General features: G+C 42.2%; 31 protein-coding genes. All 31 read left to right on the top strand.

What is annotated here, in order from left to right:
* The first annotated feature begins 1 nt into the window (after position 1).
* The 31 genes from QZU58_RS01040 (at position 2) to QZU58_RS00890 (ending at position 18,065) form a co-directional block, all read left to right on the top strand.
* A complete protein-coding gene (locus tag QZU58_RS01040) occupies positions 2-1,213 on the top strand; it encodes an argininosuccinate synthase (protein ID WP_294493987.1) in 1,212 nt (403 codons plus the stop codon).
* 206 nt (positions 1,214-1,419) lie between these two features.
* Positions 1,420-2,799 (top strand): argininosuccinate lyase, encoded by a 1,380-nt coding sequence (gene argH / locus QZU58_RS01035; RefSeq protein ID WP_294493983.1) that lies wholly within the window; start codon positions 1,420-1,422, stop codon positions 2,797-2,799.
* Between the two features lie 279 nt (positions 2,800-3,078).
* Complete coding sequence (gene rpsJ, locus QZU58_RS01030) at positions 3,079-3,390, top strand: 30S ribosomal protein S10 (RefSeq protein ID WP_031578249.1); 312 nt, start codon at positions 3,079-3,081, stop codon at positions 3,388-3,390.
* A 14-nt stretch (positions 3,391-3,404) separates the two neighbouring features.
* The gene (rplC, locus tag QZU58_RS01025; RefSeq protein WP_294493979.1) at positions 3,405-4,043 is read left to right on the top strand and encodes a 50S ribosomal protein L3; all 639 of its coding nucleotides are present in this window, start codon (positions 3,405-3,407) and stop codon (positions 4,041-4,043) included.
* 14 nt (positions 4,044-4,057) lie between these two features.
* Complete coding sequence (rplD, locus tag QZU58_RS01020) at positions 4,058-4,666, top strand: 50S ribosomal protein L4 (protein ID WP_294493976.1); 609 nt, start codon at positions 4,058-4,060, stop codon at positions 4,664-4,666.
* Positions 4,666-4,968 (top strand): 50S ribosomal protein L23, encoded by a 303-nt coding sequence (rplW, locus tag QZU58_RS01015; protein ID WP_363174803.1) that lies wholly within the window; start codon positions 4,666-4,668, stop codon positions 4,966-4,968. Before rplD ends, rplW begins: the two co-directional genes overlap by 1 nt.
* Before the next feature lie 12 nt (positions 4,969-4,980).
* Complete coding sequence (gene rplB / locus QZU58_RS01010; protein WP_294493973.1) at positions 4,981-5,802, top strand: 50S ribosomal protein L2; 822 nt, start codon at positions 4,981-4,983, stop codon at positions 5,800-5,802.
* A 21-nt stretch (positions 5,803-5,823) separates the two neighbouring features.
* A complete protein-coding gene (gene rpsS / locus QZU58_RS01005) occupies positions 5,824-6,096 on the top strand; it encodes a 30S ribosomal protein S19 (RefSeq protein ID WP_294493969.1) in 273 nt (90 codons plus the stop codon).
* Between the two features lie 11 nt (positions 6,097-6,107).
* The gene (gene rplV / locus QZU58_RS01000) at positions 6,108-6,443 is read left to right on the top strand and encodes a 50S ribosomal protein L22 (RefSeq protein ID WP_031578255.1); all 336 of its coding nucleotides are present in this window, start codon (positions 6,108-6,110) and stop codon (positions 6,441-6,443) included.
* Positions 6,444-6,453: 10 nt separating this feature from the next.
* Positions 6,454-7,173, top strand: coding sequence for a 30S ribosomal protein S3 (rpsC, locus tag QZU58_RS00995; protein ID WP_294493964.1), 720 nt, complete (start codon positions 6,454-6,456; stop codon positions 7,171-7,173).
* An 11-nt stretch (positions 7,174-7,184) separates the two neighbouring features.
* Complete coding sequence (gene rplP, locus QZU58_RS00990; RefSeq protein ID WP_031578257.1) at positions 7,185-7,598, top strand: 50S ribosomal protein L16; 414 nt, start codon at positions 7,185-7,187, stop codon at positions 7,596-7,598.
* On the top strand, positions 7,598-7,801 hold the full coding sequence (rpmC, locus tag QZU58_RS00985) for a 50S ribosomal protein L29 (RefSeq protein WP_294493961.1): 204 nt from the start codon (positions 7,598-7,600) through the stop codon (positions 7,799-7,801). The genes rplP and rpmC overlap by 1 nt, the downstream gene beginning before the upstream one ends.
* On the top strand, positions 7,801-8,049 hold the full coding sequence (rpsQ, locus tag QZU58_RS00980) for a 30S ribosomal protein S17 (RefSeq protein WP_031578259.1): 249 nt from the start codon (positions 7,801-7,803) through the stop codon (positions 8,047-8,049). The genes rpmC and rpsQ overlap by 1 nt, the downstream gene beginning before the upstream one ends.
* A gap of 250 nt (positions 8,050-8,299) precedes the next feature.
* Positions 8,300-8,668, top strand: a complete 369-nt coding sequence (gene rplN, locus QZU58_RS00975; protein WP_031578261.1) for a 50S ribosomal protein L14 — start codon at positions 8,300-8,302, stop codon at positions 8,666-8,668.
* 14 nt (positions 8,669-8,682) lie between these two features.
* Positions 8,683-9,000, top strand: a complete 318-nt coding sequence (gene rplX / locus QZU58_RS00970; RefSeq protein WP_294493956.1) for a 50S ribosomal protein L24 — start codon at positions 8,683-8,685, stop codon at positions 8,998-9,000.
* A 12-nt stretch (positions 9,001-9,012) separates the two neighbouring features.
* Entirely contained in the window at positions 9,013-9,552 is a 540-nt protein-coding gene (gene rplE, locus QZU58_RS00965) for a 50S ribosomal protein L5 (RefSeq protein ID WP_031578263.1), read from the top strand.
* 12 nt (positions 9,553-9,564) lie between these two features.
* A complete protein-coding gene (gene rpsN, locus QZU58_RS00960; protein ID WP_294493951.1) occupies positions 9,565-9,870 on the top strand; it encodes a 30S ribosomal protein S14 in 306 nt (101 codons plus the stop codon).
* Positions 9,871-9,887: 17 nt separating this feature from the next.
* Positions 9,888-10,280: a 30S ribosomal protein S8 gene (rpsH, locus tag QZU58_RS00955; protein WP_294493948.1), complete on the top strand. Its 393-nt coding sequence runs from the start codon at positions 9,888-9,890 to the stop codon at positions 10,278-10,280.
* A 10-nt stretch (positions 10,281-10,290) separates the two neighbouring features.
* Positions 10,291-10,824, top strand: a complete 534-nt coding sequence (gene rplF, locus QZU58_RS00950) for a 50S ribosomal protein L6 (protein ID WP_294493944.1) — start codon at positions 10,291-10,293, stop codon at positions 10,822-10,824.
* A 9-nt stretch (positions 10,825-10,833) separates the two neighbouring features.
* Positions 10,834-11,184: a 50S ribosomal protein L18 gene (rplR, locus tag QZU58_RS00945; protein ID WP_294493940.1), complete on the top strand. Its 351-nt coding sequence runs from the start codon at positions 10,834-10,836 to the stop codon at positions 11,182-11,184.
* A gap of 11 nt (positions 11,185-11,195) precedes the next feature.
* Positions 11,196-11,702, top strand: a complete 507-nt coding sequence (gene rpsE, locus QZU58_RS00940) for a 30S ribosomal protein S5 (protein WP_294493937.1) — start codon at positions 11,196-11,198, stop codon at positions 11,700-11,702.
* 3 nt (positions 11,703-11,705) lie between these two features.
* The gene (gene rpmD, locus QZU58_RS00935) at positions 11,706-11,888 is read left to right on the top strand and encodes a 50S ribosomal protein L30 (RefSeq protein WP_031578269.1); all 183 of its coding nucleotides are present in this window, start codon (positions 11,706-11,708) and stop codon (positions 11,886-11,888) included.
* Between the two features lie 2 nt (positions 11,889-11,890).
* Positions 11,891-12,343: a 50S ribosomal protein L15 gene (gene rplO / locus QZU58_RS00930; protein ID WP_294493934.1), complete on the top strand. Its 453-nt coding sequence runs from the start codon at positions 11,891-11,893 to the stop codon at positions 12,341-12,343.
* A 10-nt stretch (positions 12,344-12,353) separates the two neighbouring features.
* Positions 12,354-13,682 (top strand): preprotein translocase subunit SecY, encoded by a 1,329-nt coding sequence (secY, locus tag QZU58_RS00925; RefSeq protein ID WP_294493931.1) that lies wholly within the window; start codon positions 12,354-12,356, stop codon positions 13,680-13,682.
* 18 nt (positions 13,683-13,700) lie between these two features.
* Positions 13,701-13,814, top strand: a complete 114-nt coding sequence (gene rpmJ, locus QZU58_RS00920; RefSeq protein WP_010457377.1) for a 50S ribosomal protein L36 — start codon at positions 13,701-13,703, stop codon at positions 13,812-13,814.
* Positions 13,815-13,964: 150 nt separating this feature from the next.
* Entirely contained in the window at positions 13,965-14,321 is a 357-nt protein-coding gene (rpsM, locus tag QZU58_RS00915) for a 30S ribosomal protein S13 (protein ID WP_031578272.1), read from the top strand.
* Between the two features lie 14 nt (positions 14,322-14,335).
* Positions 14,336-14,737, top strand: a complete 402-nt coding sequence (rpsK, locus tag QZU58_RS00910; RefSeq protein ID WP_031578273.1) for a 30S ribosomal protein S11 — start codon at positions 14,336-14,338, stop codon at positions 14,735-14,737.
* A gap of 28 nt (positions 14,738-14,765) precedes the next feature.
* Positions 14,766-15,389: a 30S ribosomal protein S4 gene (gene rpsD, locus QZU58_RS00905; protein WP_294493919.1), complete on the top strand. Its 624-nt coding sequence runs from the start codon at positions 14,766-14,768 to the stop codon at positions 15,387-15,389.
* A gap of 23 nt (positions 15,390-15,412) precedes the next feature.
* Positions 15,413-16,417: a DNA-directed RNA polymerase subunit alpha gene (gene rpoA / locus QZU58_RS00900; protein WP_294494090.1), complete on the top strand. Its 1,005-nt coding sequence runs from the start codon at positions 15,413-15,415 to the stop codon at positions 16,415-16,417.
* Positions 16,418-16,444: 27 nt separating this feature from the next.
* Entirely contained in the window at positions 16,445-16,834 is a 390-nt protein-coding gene (gene rplQ / locus QZU58_RS00895; protein WP_031578276.1) for a 50S ribosomal protein L17, read from the top strand.
* A gap of 166 nt (positions 16,835-17,000) precedes the next feature.
* A complete protein-coding gene (locus tag QZU58_RS00890) occupies positions 17,001-18,065 on the top strand; it encodes a DNA-directed RNA polymerase subunit alpha (protein WP_294493912.1) in 1,065 nt (354 codons plus the stop codon).
* The last annotated feature ends 158 nt before the right edge of the window (positions 18,066-18,223 follow it).

Below are 18,223 nucleotides of genomic sequence, written 5' to 3'. Positions count from 1 at the left end.
AATGGCTGTTAAAAAAGTAGTTTTAGCCTATTCAGGTGGTCTTGACACCTCTGCTATCGTACCTTGGTTAAAGGAAAACTACGATAATTGTGAAGTTATTTGCTTTGTTGCCGACGTTGGCCAGGGTGCCGACGATCTTGAAGGTGTTGAAGACAAGGCTAAGGCTTCAGGCGCATCAAAGTGCATTGTTAAGGACTTAAAGGAAGAATTCGTAAAAGATTACGTATATCCAACCTTAAAGACCGGTGCCGTTTATGAAGGTACCTACCTTTTAGGTACTTCAATGGCTCGTCCTGTAATTGCAAAGGCTCTTGTTGAAGTAGCTCTTGCTGAAGGCGCTGATGCTATTGCTCACGGTTGTACCGGTAAGGGTAATGACCAGGTTCGCTTTGAAAGTGCCGTTGCAGCTCTCGCTCCTCAGCTCAAGGTTATTGCTCCATGGCGTATCTGGAAGATGCGTTCACGTGAAGAACTCTTAAACTACTTAAGCGTTCGCAACATCCCTTGCAAGGCTACCTTAAAGAAGATTTACAGCCGTGATGCAAACGCATGGCACATTTCTACCGAAGGTGGTGAACTGGAAGATACCTGGAACAAGGCTACCGATGCTGTATGGACCTGGACTACCAAGCCTGAAGATGCTCCTAATACTCCTGAAGAAGTATCAGTTAAGATTGAAAAGGGCGAAATCGTTGCTGTTAACGGTAAGGAAATGTCAGCATATAACTGCCTCGCAACCCTTAATGATATCGCTGCCCGTCACGGTGTAGGTCGTGTTGACATTACCGAAAACAGACTGGTTGGCATGAAGTCACGCGGTTGCTATGAAACCCCAGGCGGAACAGTTATGCTCGCAGCTCTGCGTGCTATCGATGAACTCGTTCTCGACAAGACCTTAAGATCATTCAAGAACAAGCTCAGCGAAGATTTTGCACAGCTCGTATACGATGGCCGTTGGTTTACTCCGCTCTGTGATGCTATTCTTGCTTCAGCTAACAACATCGCCGAAGTTTGCAGCGGTGAAGTAGTTCTTAAGCTTTATAAGGGTTCTGTAACTGCAATCCAGAAGAAATCAGATCACAGTCTCTTCAACGTTGATTTCTGTACCTTCGGTGAAGACGAAGTGTATAACCAGGCTGATGCAGAAGGCTTTATTAAGCTCTATTCATTACCTGCCCGCATTCGTGCAATCAATGCAGCTAACAAGAAGTAATTAAGCTGTCATCTGTTTGAAAAACAGCTGATTACCGGCAAATAGATTAAAGAGGTGTATCCTTAACGGATGCACCTCTTTTGCGTTTAATACGGATTTCAGGTAAAGACGATAATTCGCAGGACCGTGTAAATATGCTGTTTTATTTTGTGAAATGACGCTTAAATAATATATAATGGCTGAAAAATTAAGTGAGGTAGATAATTATGGCTCTTTGGGGTGGTCGCTTTACACAGGAAGCGGATGCTAGATTTAAATCTTTTAATGATTCTTTAATCTTCGATTACCGTATGGCAAAGGAAGATATTGAAGGTTCTATCGGTTGGGCTAAAGCCATTGCTTCAGTTGGAATTATTTCATCTGAAGAACTGGAGAGACTGCTTAAGGCGTTGAACGAACTGCTGGCAGATGTTGAAAAGGATCCTCATTCCATTGCCCATGCAGGGTATGAAGACATTCACTCATATGTTGAAGCACGTCTGATTGAAAAGGTTGGTGACCTTGGTAAGAAACTGCATACCGGTCGCAGCAGAAATGACCAGGTGGCTACCGATCTTAAGTTGTGGTGCAGAGCTCAGGTAGCGATACTTCTGAACTCTATTACCGGACTTGAAAAAACACTTGTTGATTTTGCGGACAAGAATGTTGACACCGTTATTCCGGGGTACACGCATCTTCAGAGAGCTCAGCCTGTAACATTTGGCCACTGGGCAATGGCTTATGTTGAAATGTTCGACAGAGACTACAGAAGACTTAAAAACTGTCTCGAACTTCTGAATACCTGCCCACTTGGGAGTGCAGCTCTTGCCGGTACCGCTTACCCGATAGATCGTGAAGCTCTTGCAAAAGATCTTGGATTTACCAGAGCCACCCGTAACAGCCTTGACAGCGTATCAGACAGAGACCATGTACTTGAGCTTCTTAGCTGTTCATCCATCTCCATGGTTCATCTGGCAAGAATGGCTGAGGATATCATTTTCTACAACAGCGGAGAGTCTGGTTTCCTTGAACTGTCCGACAGAGTGACAAGCGGTTCATCCCTCATGCCTCAGAAAAAGAACCCTGACGCATGCGAACTTATCAGAGGCAAGAGTGGTCGCGTAATCGGTTCACTGATGGGAATGCTGACAACCCTTAAAGGACTTCCACTGGCATACAACAAGGATATGCAGGAAGATAAGGAAGGTCTCTTTGATGCTCTCGACACATGGCATGACTGTCTCGACATGGCATGTCTGGTATTTGAGGATATTAAGGTTAATAAGGAAAGAACCCTTGCTGCTGCAAAGGGCGGATATTCTAATGCAACTGAGTTGGCGGACTATCTTGTATCCAAGGGAATTCCGTTCCGCGAAGCTCACCATATCGTAGGTGAGGCTGTTGTCTATGCAATCAAGCAGGGAAAGCCTCTGGAAGATCTTTCAGTTGCTGAATTCCAGCAGTTTAATGAAAGAATCTCCGACGACGTTTATCCTATTCTTACCATTGAATCAATTCTTAAGAAGCGCTGTGCAAAGGGCGGTGTTTCACTTGATCAGATTAGATCCGCAGTTGATTACATGAAGGGTGAACTTGCCGGAAGATAAAGGCAGACAGGAAGTTTCTTACATAAATTCATAAACCCCGGATGGTTTCATTCGGGGTTTATTTTACGAAAAGCAAAAAAGATCACATTTTTCTTGCATTTATGTATAAATTAACTATAATTACATAGCTCTTTTACGAGCAATGCTCTTAAGCATTTACACCCTAAGATTTTTAGGGATTTATTTAGTTTGGACTATCTCCTCTTGCCTGTGATAAAAAACGTGGCGAGACGGCGGATTTGTCTTTTTTGTTCTTTTTCCATTTGGAGCTCTGGTAATATGCCAAACCAAAGAATTCGTATTCGCTTAAAGGCTTTCGATCATAGATTAATCGACAAGTCAACTGCGGAAATTGTTGAAACTGCAAAGCGTTCTGGTGCACAGGTGCGTGGTCCAATTCCACTTCCTACTCGTAAGGAACGTTTTACTGTACTGATTTCTCCACACGTAAACAAAGATGCGCGTGATCAGTACGAAATTCGCACCCACAAGCGTCTTGTGGATATCGTTGAACACACTGACAAGACTGTTGATGCTTTAATGCGTCTTGACTTGGCTGCAGGTGTTGATGTTCAGATTAGCTTGGGTTAATGAGGGGATAAATAATGTCAATTGGCGTAATTGGTCGCAAGGTTGGTATGACCCGCATCTTCGAACAAGATGGTAAGTCAATTCCTGTGACTGTTATTGAAGTTGAAGCAAATCGCGTAACTCAGATCAAAACCAAGGATACCGATGGCTATACTGCTATTCAGGTAACCACCGGTTCTAAGAAGGCTAGCCGTCTGACTAAGCCTGAAGCCGGTCATTTTGCCAAGGCTGGTGTTGAAGCCGGTCGCGGTTTATGGGAATTCCGTATCGACGACGCTGATATTGCTAACTATTCTGTAGGTTCAGAAGTTAAGGTTGAATTATTCAACGAAGTTAAGAAGGTTGACGTAACCGGTACCTCTAAGGGTAAAGGTTTCGCAGGTTCAGTTAAGCGCTGGAATTTCCGTACTCAGGATATGACTCACGGTAATTCACGTTCTCACCGTGTTCCTGGTTCAACCGGTCAGAATCAGACTCCTGGTCGTGTATTCAAGGGCAAGCGTATGTGCGGTCACTTAGGTAATGTTAAGGTTACCGTTCAGGCTCTTGAGGTTGTACGTGTTGATGCTGAACGTAATGCTCTTTTAGTTAAGGGTGCTGTTCCAGGTGCTATCAACGGTACTGTTGTTGTTAAGCCAAGTGTTAAAGCGTAAGCGAGGGGATAATCATGGAATTAAAGATGGTAGGCTCAAGCCCACTTCAGGTTTCTGAAACAACCTTCGGTCGTGAATACAACGAAGCGCTTGTTCATCAGGTTGTAGTAGCTTACATGAACTTTGCTCGTCAGGGTTCAAAGGCTCAGTTAACCCGCTCAGAAGTATCAGGCGGCGGTAAGAAGCCATTCCGTCAGAAGGGTACTGGTAGAGCACGTGCTGGTTCAATCCGTTCTCCATTATGGAGAGGCGGTGCTAAGGTTTTTGCAGCACAGCCACAGAACTGGGAACAGAAGGTAAATCGCAAGATGTACCGTGTTGCTATTCGCAGCATCCTCAGTGAATTAGTTCGTCAGGATCGTTTAGTTGTAGTTGAAGATTTCGCTGTTGAAGAAATCAAGACCAAGGCTCTCGTTAGCAAGCTTAACGAATTATCTCTCAAGGATGTATTAATCGTAACTCCAGATTTTGAAGAAAAGTTAGCTCTGTCTGCTCGTAACCTCTACAAGGTAGACGTTTGCAGCGTACAGGGTGCTGGTTTCAACCCAGTAAGCCTTATCTCTCACGACAAGGTATTAGTAACTTCTGCTGCAGTTAAGAAGATTGAGGAGTTATTAGCATAATGATTAGTTCTCGTCTTTATAATATCATTAAGAGCCCATTGGTAACTGAAAAGACCAATACTATTGCACAGAACAACAATGTTGTAACTGTTGCTGTTGTAAGTGATGCCACTAAGCCAGAAATCAAACAGGCTTTTGAAAAAGTTCTGGGTGTGAAGGTTAAGGCTGTTAACACTATTAACTACCAGGGTAAGGTAAAGCGCACTGGTCAGCGTTTAGGTCGTCGTCAGGACTGGAAGAAGGCTTATGTAACCTTAATGCCTGGTCAGACTGTCGATTTTTTAGGTAGTCAGGCTGAATAGGAGTAAGATAAAATGGCAATTGTAAATTGCAAACCAACATCTCCAGGTCGCCGTCACGTTGTTAAGATTGTGACTCCTGACCTTTACAAGGGCGCTCCATTTGCTGGTTTAGTTGAAGAAAAGCGTAAGACCGGCGGTCGTAACAACTACGGTCGTATTACTACCCGTCATATCGGTGGTGGTCATAAGCAGCGTTATCGTATTATCGATTTCAAGCGCGTTAAGGATGGTATCCCTGCTAAGGTTGAACGTATTGAATACGATCCAAACCGCAGTTCACACATTGCACTCATCTGCTATGCAGACGGTGTTCGCAGCTACATTTTAGCTCCTAAGGGCTTAAAGGCTGGTGATGTTGTTGAATCAGGTGTTCATGCATCTATCAAGGTTGGTAATACTCTTCCATTACGCAACATTCCAGTTGGTACTAACGTTCACTCAGTTGAATTTTATCCTGGTAAGGGTGCTCAGTTTGCACGTTCAGCCGGTGCTTTCTGCCAGATCCTCGCTCGTGAAGGTGACTATGTAACCTTACGTATGCGTTCTGGTGAAATGCGTCGCGTATTAGCAGACGGTCGTGCTACCATCGGTGAAGTAGGTAATTCAGAACACATGCTTCGTCAGTTAGGTAAGGCCGGTGCTAAGCGTTGGTTAGGCGTTCGTCCTACTGTTCGCGGTATGTCTATGAACCCAATCGACCATCCACATGGTGGTGGTGAAGGCCGTAACAAGGGTATTCAGCCAAGATCTCCTTGGGGTACCTTATGTAAGGGCTATAAGACCCGCAAGAATAAGCGTACTGATAAGTACATCGTTCGTCGTCGTGATAAGTAATTTTAGATAAGAGGTATTACCATGCCACGTTCGCTCAAGAAAGGTCCTTTTATTGACCAACACTTGCTGCAGAAGGTAGAGAAAGCGGTGGAAAGCAATGATAAGAAGCCAATCAAGACTTGGTCTCGTCGTTCAATAATTATCCCTTCAATGATTGGGATGACCATCGCTGTCCATAATGGTCGTCAGCATGTACCTGTATATGTTTCTGACGAAATGGTTGGTCACAAGTTGGGTGAATTTGCCCCAACTCGTACTTTCAAAGGTCACGCTGCTGATAAAGCAGGTAAGTAAGGAGTTATTAAATGGAAGCTATCGCTATACATAAGAATGCCCGTACTTCAGCTCAGAAAGCACGTTTAGTAGCTAACCAAGTACGCGGTTTACCTGCGGCTCAGGCTGTTTATACTTTACAGTTTAGCCCAAGAAAGTCCGCAGCTATCATTTTAAAGGTTTTGAAATCAGCTATTGCTAACGCTGAACACAACGTTGGTTTAGATGTTGATTCATTGTATGTTTCACAGATTATGGTTGACGAAGGTCCTTCACTCAAGCGTATCCGCGCTCGTGCTAAAGGTCGTGCTGACCGTATCACCAAGCGTACCTCCCACATCACCGTTGTTGTGGCAGCTAAGGCGTAAGGAGTAAGGAATGGGCCAGAAAGTTAATCCAAATGGTATTCGTTTAGGTATTACTAAGCAGTTCAATTCTACTTGGTATGCAAGCACTGCTGATTTCGCAGATAATCTCTTCTGTGATTATCAGGTTCGTGATTACATTTCTAAGGAATTAAAGAACGCTTCTGTATCACGTATCGTTATCGACAGACCGGCAAAGAGCATCGCTGTAACCATCTACACCAGTAAGCCAAAGGCTGTATATGGTGAAAAGGGTGCAAATCTTGAAAAGATCCGCGCTCAGGTTAGCAAGATTGCAGGTGTTGGCGCTTCTGTTAAGGTAATGGAAGTAAGAACCCCTGAATTAGACGCTAAGCTTGTTGCTGATAATATCGCTTCACAGCTCGAACATCGTGTTATGTTCCGTAAGGCTATGAAGAAGGCTATCCAGCTTGCTATGAAGGCTGGTGCCAAGGGTATCAAGATTGAAACCAGCGGTCGTTTAGGCGGCGCAGAAATCGCTCGTTCTGAATGGTTACGTGAAGGTCGTGTACCATTACACACTCTTCGTGCTGATATTGATTATTCTGTATCTGAAGCTAATACCACCTACGGTGTTATCGGTGTTAAGGTATGGATTTTCAAGGGTGAAATTTTAGGCGGTTTACCGCTTGAAGCTGAAGCTCAGCCAGAAAAGAAGCCTTCAAAGAATTTCAACAAGCGTCCTAACGCTAGAAATCAGGCTGCTAAGTAAGGAGATCGATTATGTTACAACCAAAGCGTACTAAATACCGTAAGACTCAGAAGAGTCGTAACCGCGGTCTTGCCTATGCAGGTGGTACCGTTGCATTCGGCGATTTTGGTCTTAAGGCCGTAACCCGTGGTCAGATTACTGCACGTGAAATCGAAGCTGCTCGTAGAGCATTCACTCGTGCTATTCAGCGTAAGGGTCAGATCTTTATCCGTGTATTCCCTGATAAGCCAATTACTGAAAAGGCTCTCGGTGTTCGTATGGGTAAAGGTAAGGGTAGTGTAGAATACTGGGTATGTCCAATTCAGCCAGGTAAGATTTTATTCGAACTCGGTGGAATTCCTGAAGATTTAGCCCGTCATGCATTCGAACTTGCTGCTGCTAAGCTCTCTGTTCAGACCACTTTTGTAACTAAGGCGGTATTATAATGTTTGTAAGTGAACTTAATAATAAGAGTGTTGAAGAACTCAATACTGAGTTAGCCAACTTATTGCGTCAGCAGTTTAACCAGAAGCTTATGTTAAAGACCGGTTCTCTTAAGGACGTTTCAGTTTTAAAGAAGACTCGTCGTGACATCGCTCGTGTTAAGTTTGTGTTAGCACAGTTATCTTCAAAGAAGGATGGTGAGTAATGAGCGAAATTTCTCGTTTAAAGCAGGGTCGTGTTGTTAGCGACAAGATGGATAAAGCCATTGTAGTTGCTATTGAACGTAAAGTTAAGCACCCTATTTATGGTAAGATCGTTAAGCGTACTACCAAGCTTCATGTTCAGGATGAAAACAATGTAGCTAAAGAAGGCGATATCGTTGAAATCAAGGAATGTCGTCCTATTTCCAAGACCATCTCTTGGACTTTAGTTCGCGTTGTTGAAAACAACTAATATTAACTTTTAGTTATGTCAAAAGGGAAGCTTGCTTCCCTTTTTTTATGTCCTCTTCAGATATCTCCGGACTGACTGATCGGCCTGTATCTCCGAAATATTGCTTCATTAAATTCAATTTAAGAAATAATTGAATTTAGATCAAAAAAATCCTTAATCTTTTTTAATTTTTATGTTACTATAACGCACCATTTCATTGTATTGAGATGTAATTTTGTTTTTATTTTTATTATTATAACGGAGCATAATCATGATCCAGATGCAGAGTATGCTAGATGTCGCTGATAACTCAGGCGCTCGTAGTGTAATGTGTATTAAGGTTCTTGGTGGTTCACATCGTCGTTACGCCAGTGTTGGTGACGTTATCAAGGTTTCTGTTAAGGAAGCTATTCCTCGCGGAAAGGTAAAGAAGGGTGACGTAGTTAACGCAGTTGTTGTTCGCACTAAGAAAGGCGTTCGCCGTCAGGATGGTTCTGTCATTCGTTTTGACCGCAATGCGGCTGTTCTCCTTAACGGTCAGTATCAGCCGATTGGAACTCGTATTTTTGGACCAGTAACTCGTGAATTACGTACTGAACGTTTCATGAAGATCGTTTCACTGGCACCTGAAGTTCTTTAATAGAGGGTCGAAATATGGCAAGCAAAATCCGTCTGAATGACGAAGTAATTGTTATCGCTGGTAAGGACAAGAAGAAGACCGGTAAGGTAGTTAAGGTATTAACTGCTGAACATAAGGTTGTTGTTGAAGGTGTTAACCTCGTTAAGAGACACATCAAGCCTAACCCAGCTTATGGTATCGAAGGTGGTATTGTTACTAAAGAAGCACCTATCGATGTATCTAATGTTGCGATTTATAATCCTTCTACTCAGAAGGCAGATCGCGTTGGTTTCAGATTTGAGGATTCTAAGAAAGTTAGATTCTTTAAGTCTAATAATGAACTTGTTAAATAATTGGAGTTTACAATGGCGAAACTGCATGATATTTATAGACAAGAAGTGATCAAGACTTTAACTGAACAGTTTGGTTACAAGACTGTCATGCAAGTCCCTAGGATTGAAAAGATAACCCTCAACATGGGTGTCGGTGAAGCCGTGGACGATAAGAAGGTTTTAGAAAATGCTGTTAAGGATTTAACCGCTATTTCTGGTCAGAAGCCTTTAATCACCAAGGTTCGCAAATCTGTAGCGGGCTTTAAGATTCGTGAAGGCTATCCGATCGGTTGTAAGGTTACTTTACGTGGCGAACGTATGTGGGAATTCCTTGAAAGATTAATTTCCATCGCTATGCCTCGTATCCGTGACTTCCGTGGTGTTAATGCCAAGTCTTTCGACGGTCGTGGTAATTACTCAATGGGTGTTCGTGAACAGATCATTTTCCCTGAAATTGATTTCGATAAGGTTGACGCAATTCGTGGTATGGATATCACCATCACTACTTCTGCTAAGACTGATGACGAAGCAAGAGCACTCTTAACTGCTTTTAATTTCCCATTCCGTAAGTAAGGATTATTAGTTATGGCTAAAACATCAATGTTAATGCGCGAAAAGAAGCGCGAACTCCTTGCTAAGAAGTATTTTCAAAAGCGTCAGGAACTTAAGGCTATTATCTCTAGCGTTACCGCAAGCGATGAAGAAAAGTGGGCTGCTGTTTTAAAGCTTCAGTCACTTCCACGTGATTCCAGTGTTATCCGTCAGCGTAACCGTTGCAGCATCACTGGTCGTCCACATGGCTATTTACGTAAGTTTGGTATGTCCCGTATCATGGTTCGTGAACACATGATGAAGGGTGAAATTCCTGGTCTTAAAAAGGCCAGCTGGTAATTCTAGGAGATTGACTTATGAGTATGCAGGATCCAATTTCGGATTTATTGACTCGTATTCGTAACGGCCAGGCTTCCGGTAAGGTTACGATTAGTTTACCTTCTTCAAAGCAGAAAGTTGCAATTGTTGATCTGCTTAAGAAAGAAGGCTATATTGCAGATTTTTCTGTTTCTGGCGATGAAAAGAAAGTTCTTGAAATCAGCCTTAAATATTTCCAAGGCAAGCCTGTAGTTGAAATGATCAAGCGTGTTTCACGTCCTGGTCTTCGTATCTACAAGAGCTGTTCAGATCTTCCAAAGATTCAGAATGGTTTAGGTATTGCTGTAATTTCTACCTCTAAAGGGCTTATGACTGACCGTGCTGCTCGTAAACTGGGCATCGGTGGTGAAGTTATTTGCTACGTAGCTTAAGGAGTAAACAATGTCTCGTGTTGCTAAATCTCCTGTAGTTATCCCTGCAGGTATTGAAGTATCTCTTAACGGTAACGACATCACCGTTAAAGGTAAGTCTGCTTCATTAAGTACTAAGATTAATTCTTTAGTAAAAGTAGCAGTTAATGATGGTGCTATCACTTTTGCTCCTGTTGATGATTCTCTCGAAGCAAATGCACAGTCAGGTACCGCTCGTGCTAATGTTGCAAACATGGTAAAGGGTGTTGAGAAGGGCTTTGAACGTAAACTCACCTTAATCGGTGTAGGTTATCGTGCTCAGGCCAAGGGCAAAGTTTTAAACCTTGAATTAGGTTATTCTCACCCAATCAACTATGAAGTACCAGAAGGAATCACCATTGAAACTCCTTCTCAGACTGAAATTGTTGTTAAGGGCGTTGACAAGGCTCTTGTTGGCCAGGTTGCTGCAAACCTTCGTGCTTATCGTAAGCCAGAACCTTATAAGGGTAAGGGCGTACGTTACGCAGACGAAGTTGTACATATTAAAGAAGTTAAGAAGAAGTAGGAATAAGCAATGGATAAGAATTTATCTCGTCTTCGCAGAGCTAAGAAAGCTCGTGCTAAGATGCATGAATTGGGTGCTACACGCCTAGTTGTTTATCGTACTCCGCGTCATATTTACGCTCAGGTAATTGACAACAACGGTAACGTAGTTGTATGTGCTTCAACTCTTGAAAAAGAGCTTGCTAAGCAGGTTAAGTACACTGGTAATGTTGAAGCTGCGAAGTTAATCGGCAAAGTTGTTGGTGAACGTGCAGTTGCTAAGGATGTTACCACTGTTTCTTTCGATCGTTCAGGTTTCCAGTATCATGGTCGTGTAGCAGCTCTTGCTGACGGCGCTCGTGAAGCTGGTCTTAAGTTCTAAGGTGAATGAGAATGGCTAGAAATGAATCTCAGACTAACGAACTGCAGGAAAAATTAGTTGCAGTTAATCGTGTAGCAAAGGTTGTTAAGGGTGGTCGAATTTTCTCATTCACTGCTTTAACTGTTGTTGGCGATGGCAATGGTCGTGTTGGTTACGGTTACGGCAAGGCATCTGAAGTTCCAGCTGCTATTGCTAAGGCTATGGACCAGGCTAAGGCTAATATCGCTGAAAACAAGGTTGAACTCAACAACGGTACTTTATTCCACGAAGTTAAGGGTACCCATGCCGGTTCTACCGTATTTATGAAGCCTGCTTCAGAAGGTACTGGTATTATCGCTGGTGGTGCTATGCGTGCTGTACTGGAAGTTGCCGGTGTTAAGAACGTGCTTGCAAAGGCATACGGTTCAACTAACCCTGGTAACGTTGTAAGAGCAACTGTAGCAGCTTTAAACTCAATGAAGTCACCAGCTGCTGTATGTGCTAAGCGTGGTTTAACACTTGAAGATATTTTGGAGTAAAAAATGGCTGAGAAGACTATTAAAGTTACCCAAACTAAGAGTGCTATTGGTCGTAAGCCTAATCACGTAGCTACTTTACGTGCTCTTAAGCTTCGTCATATTGGTCACACTGTAACTCTTCCAGATAATCCACAGATTCGTGGTATGGTTGCTACTGTGTATTACATGGTGAAGGTGGAAGAATAATTATGGAAAAGAAATTAACATTAGATTCTTTAAAGCCTGGTGAAGGTTCTAAGAAGCCTAAGGTAAGAGTTGGCCGTGGTATGGGTTCTGGTGTTGGTAAGACCTGTCGTCGTGGTATTAAGGGTGCTGGCGCTCGTAAGAGTGGCGGTACTAGACCAGGATTTGAAGGCGGTCAGATGCCAATTAAGATCCGTTTACCTAAGTTCGGTTTCTTCTCAAGACTGGCTCAGGTTACTACTGAAGTTCCTCTCAACGAATTAAACAAGGTTGAAGGTGATGTAGTTGATCTTTTATCCTTAAAGAAAGCTGACATTATCGGTCACAAGTTCGAAAATGTTAAGATTATTCTTTCTAAGGAAGCTAAGTTAAGCAAGGCTGTAGTAGTTAAGGGTCTTAAGGTAACTCAGGGCGCTAAGGCTGCTATCGAAGCTGCCGGTGGTAAGGTAGAAGAATAAGGATTAAAAAATGGTAGCAAAACCAGGTCAAGTTCAGAAGGAAACCAGTGAACTTAAGCAGAGAATTTGGTTCGTTATTATCGGATTGTTAGTTTTCCGTTTTGGTTCATACGTTCCTGTTCCTGGTGTTAATGCTGATGTACTCCGTGAAATGTTTAATTCCCAGAGCGGTAATGTTATGGGAATGTTTAACATGTTTTCCGGCGGTGCATTAGAGCGTGCGTCCATTTTAGCCTTAGGCATTATGCCTTATATTTCAGCTTCAATCATAATTCAGCTGATGTCGGTCATGGTACCTCAATTGGCTGAATTAAAGAAAGAAGGTGAATCCGGAAGACGAACATTGACAAAGTATACCCGTTGGGGAACTTTGCTATTGGGATTGGTTCAAGCATCAGGTATCGCTTACGGTTTACCAAGAATGATGCCTGGTCTTGTTGATAATCCTAGCTTTCAATTCTATGTTGTTGCGACATTGAGCCTGACTACAGGAACCCTGTTCCTTATGTGGTTAGGTGAACAAATCACTGAGCGTGGTATTGGTAATGGTATTTCATTACTGATTTTTGCCGGTATTGTTGCCGGTCTTCCTCGCGCTGTTGGTGTTACGTTTGAGCAGCAACGCCAAGGTGATTTACAGTTAATCAGCATCATTATCATTGCTGCTGTTGTAGTTGCTGTAACAACCTTTGTAGTGTTTGTCGAACTTGGTCAGCGTAGAATACCTATTAACTATGCGAAAAGACAGAGTGGTAACCGTATTTATGAACCGCCTGCAAGTCATTTACCGTTAAAGCTTAACATGTCAGGTGTTATACCTGCAATTTTCGCATCAAGCATCATTATGTTCCCTGCGACTATTGCTTCATGGTTAGGTTCTGGTGATTCAGAGCAGGGAGTCTTGGTAAATACATTCCAGGAAATATCTATGCTTCTTTCTCCTGGTCAGCCGCTGTATGAAATTCTTTATGCAGTTGCGATCATGTTCTTCTGCTTCTTCTATACTGCGATGGTGTTTAATCCTCGTGAGATTGCAGATAATCTGAGAAAGGGCGGTGCTCTTATTTCCGGTATCAGACCTGGTGAGCAGACAGCTAAACACATTGATAAGGTAATGACAAGATTAACTCTTGCCGGTGCCCTTTATATGTGCTTTGTTTGTCTTGTTCCTCAGATGTTGATGAGCTGGTTTAACGTTCAGTTTTATTTCGGTGGTACTTCATTGCTGATCATTGTTGTGGTAACAATGGATTTAATCGCACAATACCAGAGTCATAAGGCAAAGGTTCTTTATGGCGACGTGCTAAAGAAAGCGAATTTGTTAAATTATGGACGTTAGTCCAAACAGGAGTATGTCATGAAAGTTGGTGCTTCAGTTAAAAAGATTTGCCGTCACTGCAAGATCATCAAGCGTGGTGGTGTTGTTAGAGTAATTTGTACCGATCCTAAGCATAAGCAGCGTCAGGGTTAATATTTTTTACTCAATTATTTGTTTGCAAAAAAACTGCATGTCATGTATAATCTGTGACTGCAGTTTTTTATTGTGCACTAGTCGGCCCCCGCGTATCCTAACGGGCTTTGCGGAGGCTATTTTTTATAACTTACATATTAGGAGTTTATAGTGGCCCGTATAGCTGGTATTAACGTTCCTGATCAGAAGCATGCTGTTATTGCACTTCAGTACATCTACGGTATCGGTGCTACCACCGCTAAGAAGATTTGTGCTGATGCTCAGATCAGAGAAGACGTTAAAATTAAAGATTTAGATGAATCTGTATTAGATAAAGTTCGTGAACAGGTTGCTAAGTACACTGTTGAAGGTGACCTTCGTCGTGAAATTACTTTAAACATTAAGCGTCTTATGGATCTTGGTTGTTACCGTGGTCTTCGTCATCGTAAGGGCTTACCAGTAAATGGTCAGCGTACTAAGACTAATGCTCGTACTCGTAAGGGTCCGCGCAAGGCAATTAAGAAGTAAGCGAGGTTAATATAATGGTTAAAGCATCTCACAGCACTAATGCTCGTGCTCGTAAGCGCGTAAAGAAGCAGGTAGCAGATGGCGTAGCTCATATTCACGCTTCTTTTAACAATACAATTATTACTATTACTGACCGTCAGGGTAATGCTCTTTCATGGGCTACTTCTGGTGGTTCTGGTTTCCGTGGTTCCCGTAAGTCCACTCCATATGCTGCTCAGGTAGCAGCTGAACGTGCTGGTGAAGCAGCCAAGGAATACGGCGTTAAGAATCTTGAAGTAAACGTAAAGGGCCCAGGTCCTGGTCGCGAATCTTCAATTCGTGCTCTCAATGCTATTGGTTATAAGATTACCAATATCACTGACGTAACCCCAATTCCACACAACGGCTGTCGTCCACCGAAGAAGCGTCGTGTGTAGTACCTTCTTTGCATAATGGAGTATTAAAATGGCAAGATATATTGGACCATCTATTAAATTAAGCCGTAGAGAAGGTACCGACCTTTTCCTCAAGTCAGGTGTTAAGGCTTTTGCTTCTCGTGGCGAAAGATCAAGAAAGCTTCCTGGTCAGCATTGGGAAAACAGACCTCGTACTTCTGAATACGGTCTTCAGTTACGTGAAAAGCAGAAAGTTCGTCGTATTTACGGTGTTTTAGAACGTCAGTTCAGAAACTACTACAAGAAGGCTTCTCGCTTAAACGGTAACACCGGTGAAAACCTTCTTAAGCTTCTTGAATCCCGTCTTGATAACGTAGTTTACAGAATGGGTTTTGGTTCTACCAGAGCTGAAGCAAGACAGCTTGTTAGCCACAAGGCTATCATGGTTGACGGTAAGGTTGTAAACATCCCTTCATTCCAGGTTTCTGCAGGTTCAGAAATTGTTATCCGTGAAAAGGCTAAGAATCAGGAACGTATCAAGGTTGCTCTTGATTTAGCTAAGGCCAGCGAACCAATCAGCTGGGTAGAAGTAGACGCTGATAACATGAAGGGTAAGTATGTACGCGTTCCAGAACGTTCAGATTTACCTGCTGATATTCAGGAACAGCTTATCATCGAACTTTACTCTAAGTAATTTAGTCTCTAAACGAGGGAATAATTTTGGGCTCTGTAAAAGACTTTTTAAAACCAAGACAGGTTGCAATAGAACCAATTGCTCCAAACCATGCGAACGTAGTTCTCGAACCTCTGGAACGTGGTTTTGGCAATACATTGGGTCAGGCTTTGCGTCGTTGTCTATTAATGTCTGTTCCTGGTTGTGCAATTACCGATGTAATCATCGATGGTGTTGCGCATGAATATAGTGCAAAGTCAGATATTCAGGAAGATGTTCTTGAACTGTTATTGAACGTTAAGGGCATAGCAGTAAATATATTAGATGATGCAGAAAATGAAGTCGATATAGAATTGTCCAAGTCTGGAGCCGGTCCCGTCTGCGCAGGCGATATCCTCAGTGATAAGGTAACCATCTTTAATAAGGATCACGTACTTTGTCACCTTAAGGATGCTAAATCTAACATTCAGATGAAGATGAAGGTTGTGCGCAACGTAGGTTTTTTACCTGCTAATATGCAGGGCAGAAAGCCAGGCTTTGATGAAGACAACAACATTATGTTAGACGCAAGTTTCAGTCCCGTTAAATATTTATCTTATGAAGTTGATTCAGCACGTGTTGAACAGAGAACTGAATTGGATAAATTGGTGCTTGATATTGTAACTAACGGTGTGTTAGATCCAGAACAGGCTATTCATTTAGGTGCAAGTATCCTTCGTGAACAACTATATTCTTTTGTGGATTTAGATGCTGTTAAGACAGTAAGCCCTGTAGAGCAGACTCATGTTCCTGCTCCGGATCCGGTACTTCTTAAGTCCGTTGATGATCTCGAGTTAACAGTTCGTTCTGCTAACTGCTTAAAGGCTGAAAGTATACAGTATATTGGTGACTTGGTTCAGCGTACTGAAGTTGAGCTCTTAAAGACTCCGAACCTCGGTAGAAAATCTCTTACCGAAATTAAGGATGTTCTTGCTCAGCGCGGCTTGTCCTTAGGTATGCGTCTTGATAACTGGCCTCCTGCTGAGTTGTCTCAAGGTTCTAAGTCATAACAACATTTATTTTATAAGGAAGATATCATGCGTCATCGTATGAGCGGTCGTCAGTTGAACCGCAATAGCAGCAGCCGTGCTGCATTATTCCGTGCTTTAGCTGTAGCCTTATTCAGAGAAGAAACTATTAAGACTACTTTACCTAAGGCAAAGGAATTACGTCGTGTTGCTGAACGTCTTATCACTATTGCTAAGGTAGACAGTGTTGCTAATCGTCGTTTAGTGTTTGCACGTACCCGCGATAGAGATATCGTTACCAAGCTTTTCAACGACATTGGTAAGCGTTGTCTCGAACGTAATGGTGGTTACACCCGCATTTTAAAGTGTGGTTTACGTCCAGGTGACATGACTCAGATGGCTTACATCAGCTTAGTTGATCAGAAGCCTGCTGAAGTTGCTGAAACTGCAGAAGCTTAAATTATTATTTAAGTAATAAAATAGACCTCGTGAAAGCGGGGTCTTTTTATCTTTTTTTAGCTTGACTTTTATTATGCACTGTATATAATAAAACGATCATTTTTTGCTTTTTGGCAATTGTTAAATTTTATACAGATTGTATATTCTGTCAAATGAGGAATCAAACTTGAACTTCTCAACTGATACTTTTAGACCGCAGCAGGCTAATATTGAAAAAATCTCTCAGACTCAATCAATTATTAGACTTGAACCGTTTGAACAAAATTTCGGTCTTACTTTAGGTAACGCCTTAAGAAGAATATTATTATCATCTATGCCTGGTTGTGCTATCAATGCCGTTAAAATCAAGGGTGTTGATCATGAATATACTACCAAGGAAGGCTTACAGGAAGACATTCTGGTGTTACTTCTCAATCTTAAGAAGATTGCGGTAGAGATCGAAAATACCACTATGAATGAAGCAGTGCTTTCTTTACATGTGAATGACCCTGAAATTTCTTCTGAAGATACTCATTCTTTTAAGAGTGATTATGTTGGTCCAATCACTGCCGGTGACATCTATTGTCCAACTGGTGTCAGAATTTTGAACCCTGAACTTGAGATCTGTCACATTACACATCGTTCAGTACCATTCATCATGGAAATTTATGTAGACAGAGGCAGAGGTTTTGACAGAGCAGATTTACGTTCAGCTAATCACACCGAGGATCACAGAGATCACGGTGAAGGAAGATTACTTGTTGATGCTACATACAGCCCTGTTAAGAATGTGGCATATAAGGTTGAACCATACGAAAATAATGAAGGCAGACCGCTTGAAAGTCTCGTAATAAGCCTTGAAACCGACGGTACCATTACCCCTGAAGATTCTCTTAAGCATGCTGCAACAATTTTCCATGAACAGCTTGATGCTTTCATCAACATCAGCTCATTCAGTGAACCTGTTGTTGAAGAAGATAATGAGCCTAAGATTAATCCTCAGCTTCTTAAGCCTGTTGAAGAGCTTGAACTTACCGTTCGTTCTGCAAACTGTCTCAAGGCTGAAGGTATTAAGCTCATCGGTGACCTTGTACAGCGCACTGAAGTTGAATTGTTGAGAACTCCAAATCTTGGTAAGAAGTCTCTTTCTGAAATCAAGGATGTTCTTTCACGTGAAGGACTTTCACTCGGTATGCGCATCGAGAACTGGCCAGAGGCTGAAATTGAGCCTGAAGTTAAGTACAGACTCTAATTAAATCTTTTTCTTTAAAAAACCACCTTCGGGTGGTTTTTTGTTATTAATCACTGTTTATATTTAATAAAACAGACTAATACTATATAATCATTTACAATCTTTTCTATCTAATTATTAACTGTCTTTTTCTATACTGACTGGTGTATCTAAGGATT

Source organism: uncultured Ruminobacter sp. (assembly GCA_902764345.1).
Taxonomy (GTDB): Bacteria; Pseudomonadota; Gammaproteobacteria; order Enterobacterales; family Succinivibrionaceae; genus Ruminobacter.
The sequence above is the reverse complement of the archived record's forward strand: the minus strand, read 5'-3'. Positions and strand labels throughout refer to the sequence as shown.